Annotated in this window: 16 protein-coding genes; 11 read left to right on the forward strand and 5 right to left on the reverse strand. The window is 64.1% G+C overall.

Features of this window, described 5'->3' with window-relative positions:
* Positions 1–144: 144 nt before the first annotated feature.
* Positions 145–2949 carry an aconitate hydratase gene (locus ACSE4D_RS06855; protein ID WP_436326883.1) on the forward strand — a complete coding sequence of 935 codons (2805 nt, stop codon included), beginning with the start codon at positions 145–147 and terminating at the stop codon, positions 2947–2949.
* A 27-nt stretch (positions 2950–2976) separates the two neighbouring features.
* Here ACSE4D_RS06855 and ACSE4D_RS06860 read toward each other — a convergent pair whose 3' ends face one another.
* The 3 genes from ACSE4D_RS06860 to ACSE4D_RS06870 all read right to left on the reverse strand — a co-directional run bounded on the left by ACSE4D_RS06860 (position 2977) and on the right by ACSE4D_RS06870 (position 7036).
* Positions 2977–4542 (reverse strand): aspartate ammonia-lyase, encoded by a 1566-nt coding sequence (locus tag ACSE4D_RS06860; RefSeq protein WP_436326884.1) that lies wholly within the window; start codon positions 4540–4542, stop codon positions 2977–2979.
* Between the two features lie 45 nt (positions 4543–4587).
* The gene (locus ACSE4D_RS06865) at positions 4588–5877 is read right to left on the reverse strand and encodes a flavin-containing monooxygenase (protein WP_436326885.1); all 1290 of its coding nucleotides are present in this window, start codon (positions 5875–5877) and stop codon (positions 4588–4590) included.
* A gap of 238 nt (positions 5878–6115) precedes the next feature.
* The gene (locus ACSE4D_RS06870; RefSeq protein ID WP_436326886.1) at positions 6116–7036 is read right to left on the reverse strand and encodes a LysR substrate-binding domain-containing protein; all 921 of its coding nucleotides are present in this window, start codon (positions 7034–7036) and stop codon (positions 6116–6118) included.
* Positions 7037–7167: 131 nt separating this feature from the next.
* Between ACSE4D_RS06870 and ACSE4D_RS06875 the strand changes: the two genes are divergently transcribed.
* Genes ACSE4D_RS06875 through ACSE4D_RS06900 form a run of 6 tightly spaced genes read left to right on the forward strand, consistent with a single transcriptional unit; the run spans position 7168 to position 13579 of the window.
* On the forward strand, positions 7168–7623 hold the full coding sequence (locus ACSE4D_RS06875; protein WP_426936806.1) for a RidA family protein: 456 nt from the start codon (positions 7168–7170) through the stop codon (positions 7621–7623).
* Positions 7620–8303, forward strand: coding sequence for a DUF1028 domain-containing protein (locus tag ACSE4D_RS06880; RefSeq protein ID WP_436326887.1), 684 nt, complete (start codon positions 7620–7622; stop codon positions 8301–8303). The genes ACSE4D_RS06875 and ACSE4D_RS06880 overlap by 4 nt, the downstream gene beginning before the upstream one ends.
* Positions 8300–9493: a M20 family metallopeptidase gene (locus ACSE4D_RS06885; RefSeq protein ID WP_436326888.1), complete on the forward strand. Its 1194-nt coding sequence runs from the start codon at positions 8300–8302 to the stop codon at positions 9491–9493. Before ACSE4D_RS06880 ends, ACSE4D_RS06885 begins: the two co-directional genes overlap by 4 nt.
* Before the next feature lie 44 nt (positions 9494–9537).
* Positions 9538–10941 carry an MFS transporter gene (locus ACSE4D_RS06890; RefSeq protein WP_426936809.1) on the forward strand — a complete coding sequence of 468 codons (1404 nt, stop codon included), beginning with the start codon at positions 9538–9540 and terminating at the stop codon, positions 10939–10941.
* 55 nt (positions 10942–10996) lie between these two features.
* Positions 10997–12517, forward strand: a complete 1521-nt coding sequence (locus ACSE4D_RS06895) for an aldehyde dehydrogenase (protein ID WP_436326889.1) — start codon at positions 10997–10999, stop codon at positions 12515–12517.
* Between the two features lie 15 nt (positions 12518–12532).
* On the forward strand, positions 12533–13579 hold the full coding sequence (locus ACSE4D_RS06900; RefSeq protein ID WP_436326890.1) for a ferric reductase-like transmembrane domain-containing protein: 1047 nt from the start codon (positions 12533–12535) through the stop codon (positions 13577–13579).
* An 18-nt stretch (positions 13580–13597) separates the two neighbouring features.
* Here the strand turns inward: ACSE4D_RS06900 and ACSE4D_RS06905 are convergent, their stop codons facing one another.
* Positions 13598–14203, reverse strand: coding sequence for a TetR/AcrR family transcriptional regulator (locus ACSE4D_RS06905; protein ID WP_436326891.1), 606 nt, complete (start codon positions 14201–14203; stop codon positions 13598–13600).
* A gap of 131 nt (positions 14204–14334) precedes the next feature.
* Between ACSE4D_RS06905 and ACSE4D_RS06910 the strand changes: the two genes are divergently transcribed.
* The 3 genes from ACSE4D_RS06910 to ACSE4D_RS06920 are packed head-to-tail and all read left to right on the forward strand — an operon-like array spanning position 14335 to position 18506.
* Positions 14335–15891 (forward strand): APC family permease, encoded by a 1557-nt coding sequence (locus ACSE4D_RS06910; RefSeq protein ID WP_436326892.1) that lies wholly within the window; start codon positions 14335–14337, stop codon positions 15889–15891.
* 5 nt (positions 15892–15896) lie between these two features.
* Positions 15897–17861, forward strand: coding sequence for a primary-amine oxidase (locus ACSE4D_RS06915; RefSeq protein WP_436326893.1), 1965 nt, complete (start codon positions 15897–15899; stop codon positions 17859–17861).
* 12 nt (positions 17862–17873) lie between these two features.
* Positions 17874–18506, forward strand: a complete 633-nt coding sequence (locus tag ACSE4D_RS06920; protein ID WP_436326894.1) for a hypothetical protein — start codon at positions 17874–17876, stop codon at positions 18504–18506.
* A 25-nt stretch (positions 18507–18531) separates the two neighbouring features.
* Here ACSE4D_RS06920 and ACSE4D_RS06925 read toward each other — a convergent pair whose 3' ends face one another.
* On the reverse strand, positions 18532–18858 hold the full coding sequence (locus ACSE4D_RS06925; protein ID WP_436326895.1) for a CHY zinc finger protein: 327 nt from the start codon (positions 18856–18858) through the stop codon (positions 18532–18534).
* 198 nt (positions 18859–19056) lie between these two features.
* On the opposite strand from ACSE4D_RS06925, the gene ACSE4D_RS06930 reads away from it, so the two are divergent.
* Complete coding sequence (locus tag ACSE4D_RS06930) at positions 19057–20136, forward strand: DUF2891 family protein (protein ID WP_436326896.1); 1080 nt, start codon at positions 19057–19059, stop codon at positions 20134–20136.
* Positions 20137–20203 lie beyond the last annotated feature (67 nt).

Consider the following 20203-nt stretch of genomic DNA (forward strand, 5'->3'; position numbering starts at 1 on the left):
TGAGCACACCCGTGCCTATGCTGTCGATAACGGGCCGCCTGCATGGAGGCCGCACTGGTGCGCAACGTCGGCACCATTCCGATCGGCATCTGTTCGGATGACCCCGCGACTCATTCGCTGTGCGTCCATTCGGAAAGGCCGATCATGACTTCCAACAGCTTCAACACCCGAGACCAGCTGACAGTGGGCGAAAAGACCTACGAGATTCACCGGCTCGACCGCATCGAAGGGTCCCAGCGACTGCCCTACAGCCTCAAAGTGCTGCTGGAGAACCTCCTGCGCAATGAGGACGGCCGTCTGGTCACCGCCGAACAGATCGCAGCCCTGCGCGACTGGACTCCTGCGGATGTCGGCGAGCACGAGATCCAGTACACCCCGGCGCGAGTGCTCATGCAGGACTTCACCGGTGTGCCCTGCGTCGTCGACCTCGTGGCCATGCGCGATGCGATCACCGAGCTCGGGGGCGATCCGAAGAAGATCAACCCGCTCATCCCCGCCGAACTCGTCATCGACCACTCGGTCATCGCCGATGTCTTCGCCCGTTCGGATGCCTTCGGAATCAATGCGCAGAAGGAGTTCGAACGCAACCAGGAGCGCTATCAGCTGCTGCGCTGGGCACAGGAGTCGTTCACGGACTTCCTCGTCGTTCCACCGGATACCGGCATCTGCCACCAGGTCAACCTCGAATACCTGTCCCGGGTCGTGTTCACCCGCGAGACCGCCGACGGCCTGCCTCAGGCCTATCCGGACACCCTCGTGGGCACGGATTCGCACACCCCCATGGTCAACGGCCTCGGCGTGCTCGGCTGGGGTGTCGGCGGCATCGAAGCCGAGGCTGCCATGCTCGGCCAGCCGATGAGCATGCTCATCCCCGAGGTCGTCGGTCTCAAGCTGACCGGCCAGCTGCCCGAGGGGACGACCGCCACCGATCTCGTCCTCACTGTGGCCCAGCTGCTGCGTCAGACGGGCGTCGTCGGCAAATTCGTCGAGTTCTTCGGCCCCGGCGTGGCGAACATTCCCTTGGCCAACCGCGCCACCCTGGGCAATATGAGTCCCGAATACGGTGCCACCTGTGCGATCTTCCCCATCGACGAAGAGACGCTGGAGTATCTGCGGCTGACCGGCCGTGCTCCCGAGCAGATCGACCTCGTCGCCGCCTATGCCAAGGAGCAGGGGCTCTGGCACGACCCCGACCAGCCTGCCGAATACTCCCAGGTCGTCGAATTGGACCTGGCCACCGTCACCTCGTCGATCGCGGGACCGAAGCGGCCCCAGGACCGCATCGAGCTCGGAGATGCCCCCGCGACCGTGCTCGGCCTGCTCGCCGGCGAGCAGAAGAAGTCGACCGTCCGTCCCGGCGGGGTCGATGATGCCTCTGCCGATTCCTTCCCGGCCAGCGACCCGATCTCGGTCTCACCGTCGTCGGTCCCCGATGAGCCTCCTCGTCACGTCGACCGCGCGCAGCTGACCGCGAACGCCCGACTCGGGTGGCCCAGCGATCCGGCCGATGTCGTCATCAACGACATCCCGGCGATCGTCGACCACGGTGATGTCGTGATCGCGGCGATCACCTCGTGCACGAACACATCGAACCCTTCGGTGATGATCGGCGCCGGGCTGCTGGCCAAGAAGGCCGTCGAACGCGGGCTGCGGCCGAAACCGTGGGTCAAAACGACCCTGGCTCCGGGATCCCGGGTCGTCACCGACTACTTCGACCGGGCCGGCCTGACCCCCTACCTCGATCAGCTGGGCTTCGGACTCATCGGGTACGGTTGCACGACGTGCATCGGCAACTCCGGCCCGCTGATTCCGGCAGTGAGTCAGGCGGTCAACGACAACGACCTCAACGTGTCTGCGGTGCTGTCGGGCAACCGCAACTTCGAGGGGCGCATCCACCCCGAGGTGAAGATGAACTTCCTCGCCTCTCCGCCCTTGGTCATCGCCTATGCGCTGGCCGGGAGCATGCACACCGACCTGCTCACCGAGGTGCTCGGGGTCGGCGAGGACGGACGGGAGGTGTTCCTGCGCGACATCTGGCCGACCACCGCTGAGATCAAGAAGGTCGTCGATGAGAGCCTCGAGGCCGAGATGTTCACCTCCGGGTATTCGGACGTCTTCACCGGTGACGAGAACTGGCGGGGCATGGACGTGCCCGCCGGCGACAAGTTCGCGTGGAACCCGGACTCCTCCTATGTCCGCCGTCCGCCCTACTTCGACGGCATGTCAGCCGAGCCCGATACCGCCCATGACATCACCGGTGCCCGGGTGCTGGCCCTCCTCGGCGATTCGGTGACCACCGACCATATCTCCCCGGCCGGAACGATCAGCCCCACCTCACCGGCAGGACGCTTCCTGCGCGAGCAGGGGATCGAACCGACCGATTTCAACTCCTATGGTTCGCGGCGCGGCAATCACGATGTGATGGTGCGCGGAACCTTCGCCAACGTGCGGCTGCGCAATCAGCTGGCCCCCGGCACCGAAGGCGGTGTCACCAGGCACCTGCCCGACGGGGAGGAGATGAGCATCTTCGAGGCCTCTCAGCGCTACCTCGACGAGCAGGTTCCCCTGCTCGTCATCGCCGGTGCCGAATACGGTTCGGGCTCGTCACGCGATTGGGCCGCCAAGGGCACCACCCTGCTGGGGGTCAAAGCGGTGCTCGCGGAGTCCTTCGAGCGCATCCACCGCTCGAACCTCATCGGGATGGGTGTCCTGCCGCTGCAGTTCAATGACGGGGACTCGGCTGAGAGCCTGGGGCTCACCGGCGACGAGGTCTTCTCGATCACCGGGCTCGAAGGCCGGGATACCCTCCCCGACGAGGTCACCGTGCGCGCCGGCGAAGGCGACGGGAAGGTGGAGTTCACCGCGAAGGTCCGGGTCGACACTCCGGCCGAGGAGGCCTACTACGTCCATGGCGGAATCCTGCCCTATGTTCTGCGCCAGCTCCTCTGAACAGATGCGGCAGGGCTCCGACGCTGCTCACCCCTCGGGGTCGGCCACCGTCGGAAGCTCTCCGGTCATCTCGTCGCGGGGGACCGCCTCGGCGGAGTCGGGGTTCGTGGTCACGTTGTGATCGGTGCTCAGCCCCGTCAGCCGTTCGGGCTGGAGGATCTCGTCGAGCTGAGAACGGTCGAGAAGTCCGCGCTCGACGACGAGGTCGGAGATCGGCTCATTCGTCGCCAGCGCCTGTTTCGCCAGCTGGGCGGCCTGAGTGTAGCCGAGGACGGGTGCGAGTGCGGTGATGACGGTGACCGACCGGTCCACGGTGTCCTCGAGCTTCGCCTCGTTGGCGGTGATGCCGTTGACGCAGTTGGTGCGGAAGGTCTGGCAGGCGCGCTCGAGCCACGTGATCGACTGGAACAGGGAGTGGGCGATGATCGGTTCGAAGGCGTTGAGCTGCAGCTGACCGGCTTCGACGGCCATGGACACGGTGACATCGGCGCCGGCCACGGAGTAGGCGACCTGGGAGACCGCCTCGGGGATGACCGGATTGACCTTGCCGGGCATGATCGACGACCCGGCCTGCCGGGCCGGCAGGTTGATCTCGCCGATGCCGGCCTGCGGTCCCGATGACAGCAGCCGCAGGTCATTGGCGATCTTCGACATCTTCAGTGCGCTGCGCTTGAGCGCCCCGGAGAAGGTGATGAACACGCCGGTGTCGGAGGTGGATTCGACGAGGTCACCGGCCGTGACCAGGTCGAGCTCGGTGATCTCACGCAGATGCTTGATGACCGCTTCCTTGTACCCGACCGGAGCATTGATCGAGGTGCCGATCGCGGTGGCGCCCATGTTCACCTCGCCGAGGAGGGCGACGGCTTCCTCGAGACGCCGGACGTCTTCGCGCAGGGTCGTGGCGAAGGCGTTGAATTCCTGGCCGAGCGTCATCGGCACCGCATCCTGGAGCTGGGTGCGGCCGACCTTGACGATATGGGAGAACTCGCGGCCCTTCGCGGCGAAGGCATCAGCGAGGAGGGTGAGTTCGCTCAGCAGGTTCTGCAGTGAGAAGGCGAGCGCGATCTTGATCGCCGTCGGGTAGGTGTCGTTCGTCGACTGGCTGTGGTTCGTGTGATCGTTCGGGTGGATGAACGCGTAGTCGCCCTTGGACCGGCCCGCGATCTCGAGCGCCCGGTTCGTGATGACCTCGTTGGCGTTCATGTTCGTCGACGTGCCGGCTCCGCCCTGGATGACACCGACGGCGAACTGGTCGTGGAGTCTGCCTGACTTGATCTCCTCACAAGCGGCATCGATGAGGTTCGCCCGCTGATCGTCCAGCGCTCCGATCTCGGCATTGGCACGGGCCGCGGCCTGCTTGACGCAGGCGAAGGCGCGGACGAAGTCCGGGTAGACGGAGACGGGACGGCGCGCGATGGGGAAGTTCTCATTCGCCCGAGCCGTATGCACGCCCCAATACGCGGTGTCGGGGATCTCGAGGCTGCCGATCGAGTCGGTCTCGGTGCGGGTGGGGACGTTCTGGCTCGTCGAAGTCGGCGAGGTCAGGGGAAGGGAGGCGGTATTGGGGTCTGCGGAGGCGTTCGACTCAGTCATAGTGCTTTCAGACTCTCACATTCAAGGATCAGACGGTCCAACGGGTCAGGACGCTGCCGCTGCGAGCGGGGAGGTCACGGGTGCGTAGTCGCGATACATCCGTTGGATGCCGATCTGGTCGGCAAGATACTTCGCATCGTGCCACACGCCCCAGATGAAGCTCGATCCACGCCGGGAAAGCCAGGGAAGTCCGAGGAAGTACATGCCGGGGACCGGTGTCACTCCGCGCTGCTGAACGGGGTATCCGCGTGCGTCGAGCACGCCAGGGACCTCGAGCCAGGAATAGTCGACACCGAAGCCAGTCGCCCAGATCACAGTGCGGATGCCTGCGGCGGCGAGGTCGAGCTCGAGGATCGGGTCACTGACACAGTCCGGTTCGGGGCCGAACTCGTGTGCCTCGGGCTCCGGCGGCAGATCGAGCCCATTGCGTTCGATGTACTCGTCGGCCTCACGCAGCAGCGACAGGTAGCTCTCGTCCCCGCGCGCGATGTTCCTCTGCAGATCAGCTCCGATATGCAGCTTACCGTCGGAATAGGCGTTCGCCCGGCCGAGCAAGGTGATGCCCGAGTCAGCAAGATCGCGGAAATCCACGGTGTGTCCGCCTTGGGCGCCGCTGACGGCGATCGTGACATGCTCGGCACCGGCCGGTGGTGTGGCCATGTCCCACTTGCCCAACACGCCGAGCCACCAGCAGAAGTCCCGGTTGCGGTAGGCACGCGGCGGACGGTCGTGGGGACCGACGGCGAGGTGGACCGGCCGCCCCGAGCGCTGGATTTCAGCGGCGATCTGCACGCCCGAAGATCCGGCGCCGACGACGAGGACACCGCCTTCATCGAGCTGTTCAGGGTTCTTATAGGAGTTCGAGTGGATCTGCGTCAGTCCTGCCTCGGCGGGGATGATGTCGGGAATCCGCGGGGTCTGGAACGGACCGGTGGCGGCGACGACGTAATCCGCGTCGATGGCTCCGGCATCGGTGGTCACGCGGAAGCCACGGGACCCCGCGTTCTCCGTCACCGAGTTGGCGGTGACCCCGGTGCGCACCGGCAGGTTTTTGGCCTCCACGAGAGTCTGGAAATACTCGGCGACCTGTTCCTTCGTGGCGAAGCCGTCAGGGTCAGTGTGCGCGAACTCCTGCGTGGGAAAACGATCATGCCAGGCCGGACCGTTGGCGACGAGGGAGTCCCATCGGCGAGAGCGCCAGGCCTCGGCGATCCGATCGCGTTCGAGGACGATATGGTCCACTCCCCGCTGGTCAAGATGCTCGCTCATCGCGATCCCGGCCTGGCCGCCGCCGATGACGACGACTTCGGTGGATTCTGCGGCTGTGTTCGACATGGACACCCTTCCGTCGGTGCCGCATTGCTGCGGCATGTGCTTCGTTGCTGGCGGGCACAACTTCAACGTTGCCCTGACGCCATCCAGCAAACCGCAGGTGGAAGTGGCATTGCCAATAGTTCTTCACGGTCCACTACATCTTATGAATAGATGTAGTGTTCAATCATCGATCACTTCGAGGCATCGACAACATTGGCTTTCGCCCCACAGAACGCCCTACTCGACGCCGCCTTTCGGCTTACTCGGGAGCCACCTCGGCGAGGATCTCGCGGACGATGTCCGCCACGGCCGCGGCCTTCGCCGTTCGTGCGGAGCGGGCCAGGGTCGACACGGCCACATGGAGTGTCGGTACGGGATCGGAGATCTCGAGGATCGTCGTCCGCTCCCCCGTGTAGGTCTGTCTGATCTGCGGTCTCTGATTGAGAATGGAAAAGCCGAGGCCCATGGCGACCATCGAGCGCACGGTCTCGTAGCTCGAACTGCGGTAGCGCACATGCGGGGTGATTCCAGCCAAGCGCAGCATGTTGAGGAAGTACTCGCGGCTGTCGGGCAGGTCGAGGACGACGAACGAATCCTCAGCGAGCTCGTTCAGTGAAACCTTCTTTCGCCTTGCCAAGCGATGGTCGGTGCCGACGATGACGTGTGGTCGGGCCTCCCCGACGATCTCGGCGCGGATTCCGTCGGATTCGGTGAGGTCGTAGTTGAGCGCTAGTTCGACCCGGCCGCTGCGCAGCGCGTCGATGCTCTCCTCGTGGTCGCCCTCGACGACCTCGACACTCAGCTCGGGGTGGCGCTCGCCCAGCCGCTGGAGCAGCTGCGGCAGCAAAAAGGGAGCGATCGTCTGGAAACAGGCGATGACGATGGTTCCGCGCACTTCGCGCTGCCCGGCCTGAATCGAATCGACGGCATCAGTGATCCGCCCGAAGATCTCCCGGGTCTCGTGAAGCAGGCTTTCGCCGGCCGAGGTGAGAACGAGACCCTTCGAGTGCTGTCGCACGAAAAGCGGAGCGCCGAGAGCCCTCTCCAGCTGATTGATCGCCGTCGATACCGCCGACTGCGCGATATGAAGCTCCTGGCTGGCCTCTGTCATATTCAGTGTCTTCGCACATTCGGCGAAGTACGACAGCTGAGTGAGCGTGATCGAGAATCTCTGCACCATTGCGGCTCCCTGCGATGAAGAATCTGTTTTATAGATGCTCTGACTAAATTATAACTATTTCACAGATGAATGGAATGTCTCGAGAATGGGTGGCAGACAACGACCGCTTCACTCGACGAGGAGACGCCGACATGGCAGAGCCGACGCACACACGACTGAGAATGTTCAATACCAAGGACACCTATCCGGAGCAGAATCTCGACAACGATCTCTGTCAAGCCGTGGTCGCCGGCGGCGTCGTCTACCTGCGCGGGCAGATCGGCCAGGACCTCGACACCAGAGAGTCGGTGGGCATCGGCGATGTCACCGCGCAGACCGAGAAGGCAATGTCGAATATCGCGATGCTCCTCGATGAGGCAGGCAGCAGTCTCGCTGACATCGTCAAGGTCACCGTCTACATCATCGACCCCCGCTACCGTGAGGACGTCTACCGCACGATGGGCAAGTGGCTGAAAGGCGTCTTCCCCGTTTCGACCGGCATCGTCGTCCAGGCACTGGCGCGTCCCGAGTGGCTCGTCGAAATCGACGCCACCGCGGTCATCAGCGACGCCTCCGCCGCGAATTCCACTGCCGAGGTGACCTCGTGACCTTCTCTCTCCTCCTCCATGATCCCGAGACCGGGGAGTTCGGCTCCGCGATCTCCTCGTCGTCTCCGGCCGTTGCCGCCCGATGCATCAGTCTCACCGACGGCGTGGGCGGAGTGAACTCCCAGAACATCACCGACCCTCGCTTGGGCCCGGCGATCCTCGATGAGATGGCCGCCGGCAGAAATGCGCAGTCGGCCCTCGACACCGTCGTCGCCGCCTCCGATCCGATCGCGATCGACTACCGGCAGCTCCTTGTCATCGACGCGGCCGGGAACACCGCCGCACACTCCGGAGCGCAGGCACTCGGCATCTTCGGCGCCCGCGCTGAGACCAACGCCGTGGCCGGGGGCAATATGCTCGCCGACCTCGATGTCCTCGACGCTTTCGTCGAGACCGCCCTGTCTGCCACCGGCCGCCTCGAAGAGCGGCTCTTCGCCGCGTTCGAAGCCGCCATGGCCGCCGGCGGCGAAGCCGGGCCCGTCCACTCGGCCGGTCTGTCCGTGGTCAACGGCTCCGGCTGGAGAGTCACCGACCTGCGCGTCGATTGGGCCGATGAGGATCCAATCGGACAGTTGGGCCGCCTTCTCGAGATCTGGACGCCCCAGCGCGACGACTACATCACCCGTGGCCTCGATCCCGCCGCTTCACCTTCCTACGGTGTTCCCGGAGACGACCGATGAATCACTCAACAACCGGAACCGACCTCGAGGCTGCTGAGGGACTCGACCCCTCCGAAGCGACCGCGGCGCACAAGACGCGAGTGCAGGCCCGCATCGGGCAGGTGGCACCACGACTGGTCGACTTGTCGAACTCCCTCCATGACGACCCCGAACTCGGCTGGCAGGAGTTCCGCTCTTCGGCCGCCGTCGCCGGCGTCCTGGCCGAACACGGCTTCACCGTCGAGCAGCCCTACCTCGGACTCGACACCGCCTTCCGCGCGACGTTCGGATCGGGCGAGTTCACCGTCGGCTTCCTCGCCGAATACGACGCCCTGCCGGGACTCGGTCATGCCTGCGGCCACAATCTCATCGCTGCGATGAGCGTCGGTGGAGCGATTGGCCTCGCCGAGGTCGCAGCGGAGCTCGGCATCACGGTCGAGGTCATCGGGACCCCGGCCGAAGAGGGCGGCGGCGGCAAGATCGAGCTGCTCGACCGCGGTGCCTTCACCGAACTCGACTTCGCTCTCATGGCCCACCCGTCCCCCGTCGACGTCGCCGAGGCGGAACCCTTCGCAGTCACCCACTGGCATATCGAATACACCGGACGCGCCGCCCATGCGGCCGCCTATCCCGAACGCGGCGTCAATGCCAATGACGCCTTCCTGGTCGCCCAGATGGCCCTCGGCCTGCTGCGTCAGCAGCTGCCGAAGACAACCAGGGTGCACGGGGTGATGACGAACGGGGGCGAGGCTCCGAACGCGATTCCGGCCAGGACCGAGGGCCGCTGGTACGTGCGCGCCGAGACGACGGACGAGCTGCTGGCCCTCGAAGAGAAGGTCACCAACTGCTTTGAGGCCGGAGCATTGGCCACTGGCGCCGAACTCACGATCACCCCGGAGAGCCGACGCTACTCGGAGATGCGCACCGACGAGGACGCCCTCGAGCACTACCGGGCCAATGCCGTGGCACTGGGCCGGGACTTCGACGTCGACCCCGTCGCCGCGACGATGAACCGCGCCTCGACAGACATGGGCAACGTCTCTCAGATCGTCGACGCCATCCACCCCTATATCGGCGTCGGCGGCGAAGCGAGCAACCACCAGGCCGCATTCGCGGAGTCCTGTGTCGGCGACGTGGCCGAACAGACGCTTATTGACGGCGCCACCGCTCTGGCGTGGACCGCCACAGACGTGAGCATCCAACGAGCCTGAGCGCACTCACTCAGCGCACCACGATTCCAAAGGAGGATTCGGACATGTCAGGTGACACACGGGCCACCGATGGGCTGGCTTATCAGAAGGGCCTGCGCAAGAGCGTGGTCGCCGGTTCGATCGGCGTCCTCGTCCACTGGTTCGACTGGGCGGTCTACGCCTATATGGCCACGACGATCGCGGCGATCTTCTTCCCCGAGGAGGACAGCACCGCGGGCCTGCTCGCCACCTTCGCGGTCTTCGCCGTATCATTCCTCGTCCGGCCGATCGGTGCGATCATCTTCGGCCGCCTCGGCGACAAACTCGGCCGCAAGCACACCCTATCGCTGGTCATCCTCGCCATGGCCCTGTCAACGCTCGTGCTCGGGGTGCTCCCGACCTACGGAACCATCGGCGTACTCGCGCCGATCCTTCTCATCGTCACTCGCATCGTGCAAGGTTTGGCCGCCGGCGGAGAGTTCGGGAGCGCGGCGGCCTTCCTCGGCGAGTTCTCACCGCGCAGACGTCGTGGCTTCGGCTGCAGTTGGCTCGAAGTCGGCTCCCTGGCCGGGTTCCTGCTGGCTTCTTTCGTCGTCTTCGCCCTCAACCAGGCGCTCACCCCCGACCAGGTCAACGCCTGGGGGTGGAGGATCCCATTCCTCATCACCGTGCCCTTGGGTTTCATCGGCCTCTACATTCGCCGCCGGATCGAGGACACTCCGGAATTCGCGGCCCTGCAGAAGATGGAGACCGTCGCCGAGGCTCCCCTGCGTGAGGTGTTCAAGCGCAACCCCAAGCAGTTCCTCCAGACCTGCGGGATGGAGACGTTCATGAACGTCACCTTCTACGTCGTCCTCGTCTACCTGCTCACCTATCAGGAAACCGCGGTCGGGATCGAACCCGGACGGGCAGCGCTGCTGTCGACCCTGGCCTCGGCACTCGGCCTTGTCATCGTCCCGCTGGCGGGTCTCGCCTCGGATCGATTCGGACGCAAGCCTGTGCTCATGACCGCGGCGATCGCACTCACGGTGTTCTCGGTTCCGCTGTTCCTGCTCATGGGTGCCGACTACCCCTGGGCGTCGTTCGTCTCGACTTTCGGACTCGCCTTCATCCTCGCGATCATCCTCGGCACCCACGCCGCCACTGTCGTCGAGCTCTTCCCGACCCGCACGAGGCAGACCGGACTGTCCATCGCCTACGCTCTCACCGCTGCGCTCTTCGCGGGCACCGCGCCCTATATCCTCACTTGGCTCATCGATTCCACCGGCAGCACTCTGAGCCCCGGCTGGTTCCTCGCCGTTGTCGGCATCATCGGCATCGTCACCGTCGCATCCCTGCCCGAGACCCGCGGCATCGACCTGCTGCGCTCCGACGACCTCGAAGAGTCCCCCTCCACTCAGGCTGCCGACGCAGCGACCATCACAGAAACGCCCGCACCAGCTCACGTCGAGCCGACCGGCGACCGCTGACCTCTGCCCATTTGATCGCCAGCTTCCCTGTTTCACATCCCGAAGGAGACCCTCCATGACAGCAACTCTCGCCGACACCACGCCCCGACCGTCCACACTGGCGCAGTGGCAGGCCGCGGCCGCGGCACTAACCATCGACGGACGGCCCGTCATCGACGGGCGACGAGTCGACGCCCGCTCAGGACAGACCCACGCGAAGACGAATCCGGCTACCGGCAAGGTGATCTCACAGCTCCACCTCGGCGATGCCACTGATGTCGATGCGGCCGTGACAAGTGCTCGCACCGCCTTCGAGACCGGTGACTGGTCGCGCGCCTCGGCGACGCATCGTCGTGAGGTGCTGCTTCGCCTGGCCGAACTGATCGAAGCGCGGTCGGACGAGTTCGCCCTCCTCGACACCCTCGACATGGGCAAGCCGATCGGAGAATCCTCGACGATCGACGCACCGGGAGCCGCCGCACTCTTCCGCTTCTACGGTGAGGCGATCGAGAAGCTCAGCGACGAGATCCCCGTGACACCTACCGGATCGACGGCGCTCGTCACGCGCGAGCCCCTCGGAGTCGTCGGGGTCATCGTGCCGTGGAACTATCCTCTCGAGATCGCGACGTGGAAGATAGCCCCGGCGCTGGCAGCCGGCAATGCGCTGGTCGTCAAACCGCCGGTCGAAGCCTCGCATTCGGTCCTGTTGCTGGCCGAAATCGCCGCCGAGGCGGGGTTGCCCGCCGGCATTCTCAACGTCGTGCCCGGGCGCGGCTCGGTCGTCGGGGAAGCGCTGGGCCGGCACATAGACGTCGACATGCTCGGTTTCACCGGGTCCACCGAGGTCGCCAAGCAGCTGCAGGTCTATGCCGGGGAGTCGAACATGAAGCGCCTGGCCCTCGAAGCCGGGGGCAAAAGCGCGAACCTCGTCTTTGCCGACACCGACGATCTGACCGCCGCCGCACGAAAGGCGGCCTTCGGCATCTTCTACAACCAGGGAGAAGTCTGCTCGGCCACCTCACGGATCTTCGTCGAACGCCCCGTCTACGAGGAGTTCCTCCACCTGCTTGAGGATGCAGCCGAGGACTTCCAGCCCGGAGACCCGCTCGACCCCGCCACGGCGATCGGGTCTCTCGTGTCCGAACGGCATGCCGACGAGGTGTGGGAATGCATCGAACAGGCGCGCGCCGACGGCACCATCGTCCAGGGCGGAAACCGCCCTGCCGTCAATGGTCGCCGCACGTTCGTCGATCCGACGATCGTCACCGACCTGCCTGCCGACCATCGTCTGCACAGTCACGAGATCTTCGGCCCCGTCGCGCTCGTCACTCCCTTCGACACCGAGGAAGAGGCCATCACGAAGGCGAACGAAACTCCGTACGGACTCGCTGCGGCCCTGTGGACAGGCAGCATGGCCCGGGCCCATCGTGTGTCCTCACGCTTGGTCGCCGGGACCGTTTCGGTCAACACCGTCGACGCCTTGGGATTCACGACGCCTTTCGGCGGGTTCAAACAGTCCGGCTTCGGCCGTGACCTGTCTGTCCATGCCCTGGAGAACTACTCGGACCTCAAGACGACCTGGCTGCAGTGGGGGTGAAGCCGTAGTTCGGCCATGTACACACGACAACCCCGGTCCCGCAGATTCGACGTCAGAGCGCTCGGCGCTGATGTCCGACGTTCTTGGGCGAACGGCCTGACGTCTCTGGCGCTGACGCTCGTCTTCAGTGTCATCTTGGTCTATCGCATGGAGACCGGGGCCTCCCCCACAGTCGAACTCATGCCTGATCTCGATCATTTCGCAGCTTACTGGCCCAATGTCCTCTGCCAGGCCTTCGGTTGGACCGGTCTGATCTGGAGCTGGCTTTCGATCGCTTTGGGTCTGTTGCGCAGCTCGACCAGAAGTTCGTGGTTCACGGCATCTGCACGCACTGTCGAACGGTGGCATCGGACACTGAGCCTGACAACGATCGCTCTGGTGCTCCTTCACATCCTGATGTTCCTCGTCCTGACCTTCTTGGATCGACAGGCTGAGCTCGGTGCCCTGCGAAGCTTCGGCACAGCATTCGCATGTAGCTTCGTTCCCGGCGCATATTCGGAGGCCACAGGCGAGGTGGCCATACTCATTGGGATCATCGCTCTCTACCTGGCGTTGGTGCTGGGAATGGCGTTCTATTCGAGGCGCCTCTTGGGGCCGGTGGTCTGGCGACTGGTCCACGCTTCCATCGTCGTCGTGTACATCCTCAGCGTCTGGCACACACTGCTGTACGGGACCAACGTCTGGCATGAAGGTCTGCTTCGCAGCGGAGTGTGGCTGGCACAGCTGCCCTTGCTCGGCTTGCTCTTGGCGCGGCTGCTCTCTCCGCGCTCTGCACCTGGCCGGGCGCTCGGGTTCACGGCGCTGCGAGCCGTAGCCGCGTTGGCTGCCGTGGCCATGACTGCCGTGACTGCATGGATGGTCGTGTCCAGAAACGGCGGAGGGCGGACTCGCGGGGAGACCACCGACGTCGGTCCTGTCAATCCGGAGATGATCTGGTTCGGAACTGGTGTGTTCATCGTTCTCGTTGCCCTCGGGGTCATCTACTCCCGGTCCGTCCAGAAGCAGAGAAGACCGGCTTCACGCGGTCGAACTGCGGGCGATCTGTCCGAGGCGCGCCGCTGACCCGCGACGATTGTGTGATCAGGACTCTTCGAGCCTGCACCCCGTGAGCACCTCGGCATTGGCGATGATCATTCGAAAGATGTCCTCGACCCCGAGCGGCGTTCCACCCATGAAGTGCAGCCCATAAGCGTCCTCCATCGCCACGAGATTGCTCGCCGTTGTGTCGACGGGAAGAGCCAGTGTGAAGGCGCCCGCGTCGACGCCCTCATTGAGGGCCGTGGCATAGAGGGAGACCTCGAGCCGATACATCTCCGCCATGAGTTGCGCGTGGAACGCATCCCTGTACGCATGGGTGTGCAGTTCGTTGAGCACTTGGAAGTCAACGTCGTCGCGGGAGTTTGGGATGCCGCTGCGGATGATTCGGGCAAGCCTGATCGCCGGCTGCGCACCTGCGCCCCCCTGCTCGCGGCGGCTCCAATAGAAGCGCGACACCGCGTCCTCATGCACTTCACGCACCAGATCTCCGAGGTCGGGGTAGTAGTACGCCACCGACCCGGCGCCCAGTTCTGAATGCGCAGCCACGTCGATGGCTCGCAGCCCATTGATTCCGCGTTCTGCAATTGCATGTTTCGCTGCCTGCACCAGATGTGCACGGCGGCCTGCCTGATTCTTCGGTCGTGCCATAGCGTCATTATCTCCTGAAGTGATGCAGTCCAACGCGGATGGGTATGGCCCTACCCCTGTTATTCGGACATCGTCCATGCAATTCTTTATGGTGTAACCCAAAGAATTGACGCCCACTCACAAGGAGGTGGATGGTGTCTTCACTTGAACGCACGACCGCATATGCGGACGAACAGAAGCAACATCTGAAGAAGACGCTCGGCCGATTCGACATCGTGCTCATCGTCATGTCGGCGGTCTTGAGCATCGAAGTCCTCGCCGAAACTGCAGGGTTCGGTGCCGAAACCTTCACCTGGACCTTGGTGCTCGCGATCTTCTTCCTCGTGCCCTACGCGCTCATCTTCGCCGAGACCGGCAGCACCTTCGTCGGTGAGGGCGGAGCCTATATCTGGGTCCGCCAGGCCTTCGGTCGCCCCTTCGGCGCGATCGCCTCGATCCTCAGCTGGGTCACCCAGCCCGTGTGGGTCGGCGGTTCGATGGCCTTCCTCGCCACCAGCACATGGAACCAATTCATCAGCCCGATCGAGGCAGGCTCGATCGTCGACTGGACGTTCAAGATCGTGTTCATCTGGATCACCGTGATCGCGGCGATTCTGTCGCTGGCGAAAGCAAAGTGGCTGCCCACGCTCGGCGGCGTGCTCAAAGTTGTCTTCATCGCCTTCTTCCTGTTCACCACGATCATCTACGCCGTCCAACACGGCGTTCAACCCCTCCACCTTTCGGACTTCAGTCCGAGCCTCGGCGGCTTCCTCGGGCTGGTGCCGCTGCTGCTCTTCTCCTACCTCGGATTCGAGGCCTCGAACAGCGCCTCGGACGAAATGAAGAACCCGAAGCACGACATTCCCGTCGCCATCGCCCGTTCTGGCTTCGTCTCCGCGCTGTGCTACATCCTGCCGGTACTGGCTATGCTGCTCGTGCTGCCGACCCAGACCATCAGCGGCATCGGCGGGCTCCTCGACGCCGTACAGACGGTGTTCGCCGTCTACGGTCCGGCATCCGAGGTCATGGTCGTGCTCGCGGCGCTGATGTTCGTCATCATCCTCGCCTCTCAAGGCGCGGCGTGGATGATCATGAGCGACCGGATGCAGGCACTGACCGCCGCTGACGGTGCGTTCTTCGGAGGGTTCTTCGGCAAGATCTCCCGCAACCTGGGCACCCCGGTCAACGTGAATCTGCTCTCCGGCACCGTCGCCACCGTCTTCCTCATTGCGGCCATGCAGCTGAGCGGTGATGCCGGGGCGCTGTTCGGAGTCGTACTCTCGATCTCCATCTCGACATTCCTGCTCAGCTACCTGCTCATCATTCCCGCAGCCGTCAAACTGAGATGGAAGCATCCCGGCATCGAACGCCCATTCCGAGTGCCCGTCGGCAATGTCGGATTCACCGTCCTCGGCGGCATCGCGTTCCTCTGGGTTCTCCTCGGATCCTGGGTCGCAATCTTCCCAGGCACCCTGGAGAGGCTCTTCGGCCTCGACTACGACTTCCTCGACGAATGGGGCGTCGCCCAGGGACCATTCACGGCGCTGACTCTCGGCACCCTCGGCGCACTCGCTGCACTCGCACTCTTCGGATACGTCCGTGGGCACCGGATTCGCGTGTTCCGACCGACTCCGGCCGATCCTCAAGATCTGCTCGATGAACTCGACGCTCCGCTCGACAGCAAACTCGACACACAGAAAGGCATGTGAGACCCATGACTGCAATGACACCGACTGCCACCGGCATTGGGACCACCCACCCGCTCGATCGCCTGACCTCCGAAGAGATCGAACTCAACCGCTCGATCATCGTCGACGCGGGTCACGTGAGCGAGCAGACGCTCTTCGCTCTCGTCGGACTCGTCGAACCGGACAAGCGCGATGTTCTCTCGGGCGCAACGGACCTCGACCGGCGTGTGCGCTCACTCCTCATCAACCGCGGCACCGAGGAGCAGACAGAAGTTCTCGTGTCGCTGACCGAGCGCAAGGTCCTACTCGCCCGTGTGCTCGACGTCGCCTCCGAGGGCCAGGCACCGATCACGATGACCGAGTATGAAGAAGCCGAGCAGATGATCCGCAACGACGCGACGTGGCGGGCTGCCGTCGAGGCGCGCGGCATCACCGATGTTGAGACCGTGCGCATCTGCGCTCTTTCGGCAGGTTGCTTCGATATTCCCGGTGAGGCCGGGCGGCGATTGGTGCGCGGTTCATCCTTCATCCAATCGGATCCGCAGGACAACGCATGGGCCCACCCTCTCGAGGGCCTCGTGGCCTATCTCGACCTCAACACCGGCGAGGTGGTCGAGGTCGTCGATACCGACATCGTGCCTGTGCCTCAGGAACGCTTCGACTATCACCTCGACTCCTGGCTGCCCGAACCGCGGACAACGCAGAAACCGATCGAGATCACGCAGCCCGAGGGAGCGAGCTTCACCCTCGACGGTGACGTCCTCGATTGGGAGAAGTGGCAGGTCCGCCTCGGTTTCGATCCGGTAGAAGGACTGGTCCTTCACCAGATCAGCTTCGATGACGAGGGCGAGCGCCGCCCCATCGTCTACCGCGCTTCCGTGGCGGAGATGGTCGTACCCTACGGCGACCCGAGCCCGGTGCGCTTCTGGCAGAACTACTTCGACGCCGGCGAGTACTCGATGGGCAAGAACACGAACTCGCTCGAACTCGGCTGCGACTGCCTCGGCGAGATCCATTACTCGGATGCGGTGCTCGCCGACGATCAGGGGCATGCGCACACGATCACGAACGCCATCTGCATCCATGAAGAGGATGCAGGCATCCTGTACAAGCACACCGACGAATTCACCGGCGCCGTCGACGTGCGCCGCAACCGCCGTCTCGTCATCTCCTTCTTCATCACCGTCGGCAACTACGACTACGGCTTCTACTGGTACCTCTACCTCGACGGCACGATCGAACTCGAGTGCAAGGCCACCGGCATCGTCTACACCGCCGCCTACGGTGACGAGGCGCAGCGTCAGCGCTGGTCATCTCCACTCGGCGACGAGGGGCTGGGCATGCCCTTCCACCAGCACATGTTCTGTGCACGTCTGGACATGCAGGTCGATGGCATCGCCAACGCCGTCGATGAGCAGGAAGCCCTCCGCGTGCCCTTCGGGGAGGACAATCCCTACGGCAACGCCTTCACCCGAAAGCTCACCCGGCTCACCGCCGAGGGCGGACGGACGGCCGATGGTGAGGCCGGCCGCGTCTGGCACATCATCAATCCGGAGAAGACGAACCGGCACGGCTTCCCCGTCGGATACGAGCTGCGCGTGCCCGATGAGCCGACGATGATGGCTGCCGAGGGGTCGTCTATTTCGAAGCGCGCCGGTTTCGGGTCGAAGCACATGTGGCTGACGCACTTCGACGCGGACGAACGGTTCCCGTCGGGTACCTACCCGAACCAGAATCCGGGCAACGGCACGATCATGCAGTGGGTCGAGCAACAGCGTCCGGTCGATGGTGATGACATCGTTGTGTGGGCGTCGTTCGCGATGACGCACTTCCCGCGACCTGAGGATTGGCCGATCATGCCCGTCGACAGGCTCGGGTTCACCATGAAGCCCTACGGCTTCTTCGACCGCAACCCCGCGCTAGACGTGCCGCGCCCGAAGTCAGCCCACTGCGGTACGGACACCGGCGGACATTCGTGTGAGTGCGACTGACAGGCGCGGACGATGAGCAGCCTCGCGTCCTTCCTCATGGTCGCCTCGGGAGCACTGTGCCTGACCGGTGCCGTCGCTGCGAAGGGACGGCCGGCCATCATGGCGGCCGCGGTGATGGCCCTCACCATGGTCGACCTGGCCTATACCGCCGTTGCTCCGCCGGTGATCTGGTCGGGGGCGCTGCTCATCGTCGGGCTCTGCCTGGCCGTCTTCCTGCGATCGTCGGCAGGGGCTCCCTCGCCGAGGCGGTCCCCCGCACTCGTCATGAGCGGTGCGGGCGGCCCCTCGGAGCCCGAGGACGACCGTGGTCTTCGGTCATCGACCCTGCCTGACCGCTGCGTGTCACGGGCGGATTCTCATTCGGGCCCGACGGCCGCGGTCCTCTCCGCCATCACCTATCCGGTCATGGCGTGGCAGGTCCTCAACCATGGGGCGCACGTGAACGATTCGGGCCATGCCAGCGGTCATGGGCATCATGCCGGTGACATGTCGCTCATCAGCTCATTCCTCACTGTGGCCGTCGTCGTCCTCGCTGTGCTCTTGGTGGTCTGCGCCGTCCACGAGATCATCCGCAGGCGCCCTCTGGTCTCGCTCGACTGCTGGGGGATGGCTGCAATGATCGTGGTGATGCAGTTCCTTCACTGAGCAGTTGCTTCACTGGCCGATTGCTTCACTGGCCGGCGAAGTAGAGATCCGAATGCGCCGCGCAGCGTGGATTGAACGCCGCGGCGCATTTTGGGCACTCGTCAGTTGCTTTGTAAGCGGTGATCGTCAGTTCGGTCCAGCAGTTCCCACACAGGATGGCAGGCTGGTCGAATTTCTCCCGTGGCCACTGCTGCGCCGGATGGTCGGCAGTCTCCGAGTGGCACAGGTGGCAGGGGTAATAGCGGTCGCAGCAGGCGAAGCGGATCGCGATGATGTCGAGTTGGGTCGCGTAGTGGACGCACCGCGTGCGTTCGTCGACGGTCTTGCCGAAGACTTCTGGAGATCGCGTCATTGCTCACCTGCCTGCATTCATGGGGTCATCGACCGGGATAGTCCGACACGCTTCCACCCTAGCGTCTGTGGATTGTCGGCCGCCGGCCGTGGTCCGTGCGGGCAGTCTGTCGTAGTTCGTGACCGGTGTTTCGTCGATCGCCGTTCGTTTGGAAAAGATCCGCGTAAGGTGGAGACCCCACGCCGATGAGGAATCCCCATGCCGCAGCCAGAAGATCATGTCCACCAATTCGCCGAAGTGGCCTTGAGCAACATCACCCGTGACTATCCGTACGCCGCCCATCATCTAGCGCGGAGTCTCGCCGACATCGTTCCCGCTGCCGAGAAGAACCCTGCGTTCGCGAATTCCTTCGACTGGCACTCGAGCGTGCACATGCACTACTTGCTCGCCTCGCTTCTGGGGACCGAGGCAGGTCGAAGCGCAAGCTGGCGCGACCCCGCGCTCGAAGTTCTCACCTCGCACCTGAGTGAGAACAATATGACCGCCGAGGCGACCTTCCTCCGCAACAATCCATCGTGGGAGCGGCCGTATGGCTGGGCGTGGGCGGTCGAGCTCAACCGAGTGCTCAATGCCAGCGACGTTGCGGAGCTGCAGAACCTCGGGTCGAACACACAAGTACTCGCCGATACCGTGTTCGATCTGGTCGCCGCCTGGCTGCCGAAGGTCGCCGAACCGGTTCGACATGGAGTGCACTCGAATACGGCGTTCGGGCTGCGCCGGATTCTCATCGGCGCCCGTACTCAGAATCGACATAATGTTGTCGATGTCGTTGCCGGTGCGACTCGTCGCTTCTTCGCCGAGGATGCCGCGTGGAATTTCCGTCAGGAGCGCAGCGGTCATGACTTCCTCTCCCCCGGATTATGCGAAGCGGACCTGATGGCCGAGGTGCTTACCGATGACGAGTTGGTGACGTGGTTGCCCGCATTCCTTTCGGAACTGGACCCGAAATCGCCGGCGCTCACACCGGTCAAGGTCCTCGATCCGACCGACGGACAGCAGAGCCACCTCTACGGGCTGGGCTTGTCGGTTGCAGCGTCGGTAATGCGATTGGTACCGAAGCTCGAAGTCATTGCGGAGCCGAGGGGTGACAACGAACTCATGGCTCGCGCCAAAGGCATGCTCACACGCGTCGAGGCGCTGATGGTACCGGGGCTCGAAGCCGCCGTCTCCGACGAGTACATGTCTTCGCATTGGGTTGCGACGTTTGCGCGTGAAGCATTGCAACAGCGCAGAAACGCCCACCAAATCTCACGAACAAACGAAATTGCAACGAACTAACACACAGCATCGAAACAACAAACTCGGGCCAAAAGCGCGAATCCGACAGTCAAAAGACCCGATCACG

The sequence above is a fragment of the Brevibacterium sp. FAM 27836 genome (genome assembly GCF_051351055.1).
Taxonomy (GTDB): domain Bacteria; phylum Actinomycetota; class Actinomycetes; order Actinomycetales; family Brevibacteriaceae; genus Brevibacterium.

Bases quoted from the DNA above. Each gene is read 5' to 3' on its own strand.
- ACSE4D_RS06885 (WP_436326888.1), top strand. From the start codon at position 8,300: ATGAATCACTCAACAACCGGAACCGACCTCGAGGCTGCTGAGGGACTC.
- ACSE4D_RS06920 (WP_436326894.1), top strand. From the start codon at position 17,874: ATGAGCAGCCTCGCGTCCTTCCTCATGGTCGCCTCGGGAGCACTGTGC.
- ACSE4D_RS06875 (WP_426936806.1), top strand. From the start codon at position 7,168: ATGGCAGAGCCGACGCACACACGACTGAGAATGTTCAATACCAAGGAC.
- ACSE4D_RS06855 (WP_436326883.1), top strand. From the start codon at position 145: ATGACTTCCAACAGCTTCAACACCCGAGACCAGCTGACAGTGGGCGAA.
- ACSE4D_RS06890 (WP_426936809.1), top strand. From the start codon at position 9,538: ATGTCAGGTGACACACGGGCCACCGATGGGCTGGCTTATCAGAAGGGC.
- ACSE4D_RS06900 (WP_436326890.1), top strand. From the start codon at position 12,533: ATGTACACACGACAACCCCGGTCCCGCAGATTCGACGTCAGAGCGCTC.
- ACSE4D_RS06925 (WP_436326895.1), bottom strand. From the start codon at position 18,858: ATGACGCGATCTCCAGAAGTCTTCGGCAAGACCGTCGACGAACGCACG.
- ACSE4D_RS06860 (WP_436326884.1), bottom strand. From the start codon at position 4,542: ATGACTGAGTCGAACGCCTCCGCAGACCCCAATACCGCCTCCCTTCCC.
- ACSE4D_RS06895 (WP_436326889.1), top strand. From the start codon at position 10,997: ATGACAGCAACTCTCGCCGACACCACGCCCCGACCGTCCACACTGGCG.
- ACSE4D_RS06915 (WP_436326893.1), top strand. From the start codon at position 15,897: ATGACTGCAATGACACCGACTGCCACCGGCATTGGGACCACCCACCCG.
- ACSE4D_RS06865 (WP_436326885.1), bottom strand. From the start codon at position 5,877: ATGTCGAACACAGCCGCAGAATCCACCGAAGTCGTCGTCATCGGCGGC.
- ACSE4D_RS06870 (WP_436326886.1), bottom strand. From the start codon at position 7,036: ATGGTGCAGAGATTCTCGATCACGCTCACTCAGCTGTCGTACTTCGCC.
- ACSE4D_RS06905 (WP_436326891.1), bottom strand. From the start codon at position 14,203: ATGGCACGACCGAAGAATCAGGCAGGCCGCCGTGCACATCTGGTGCAG.
- ACSE4D_RS06910 (WP_436326892.1), top strand. From the start codon at position 14,335: ATGGTGTCTTCACTTGAACGCACGACCGCATATGCGGACGAACAGAAG.
- ACSE4D_RS06930 (WP_436326896.1), top strand. From the start codon at position 19,057: ATGCCGCAGCCAGAAGATCATGTCCACCAATTCGCCGAAGTGGCCTTG.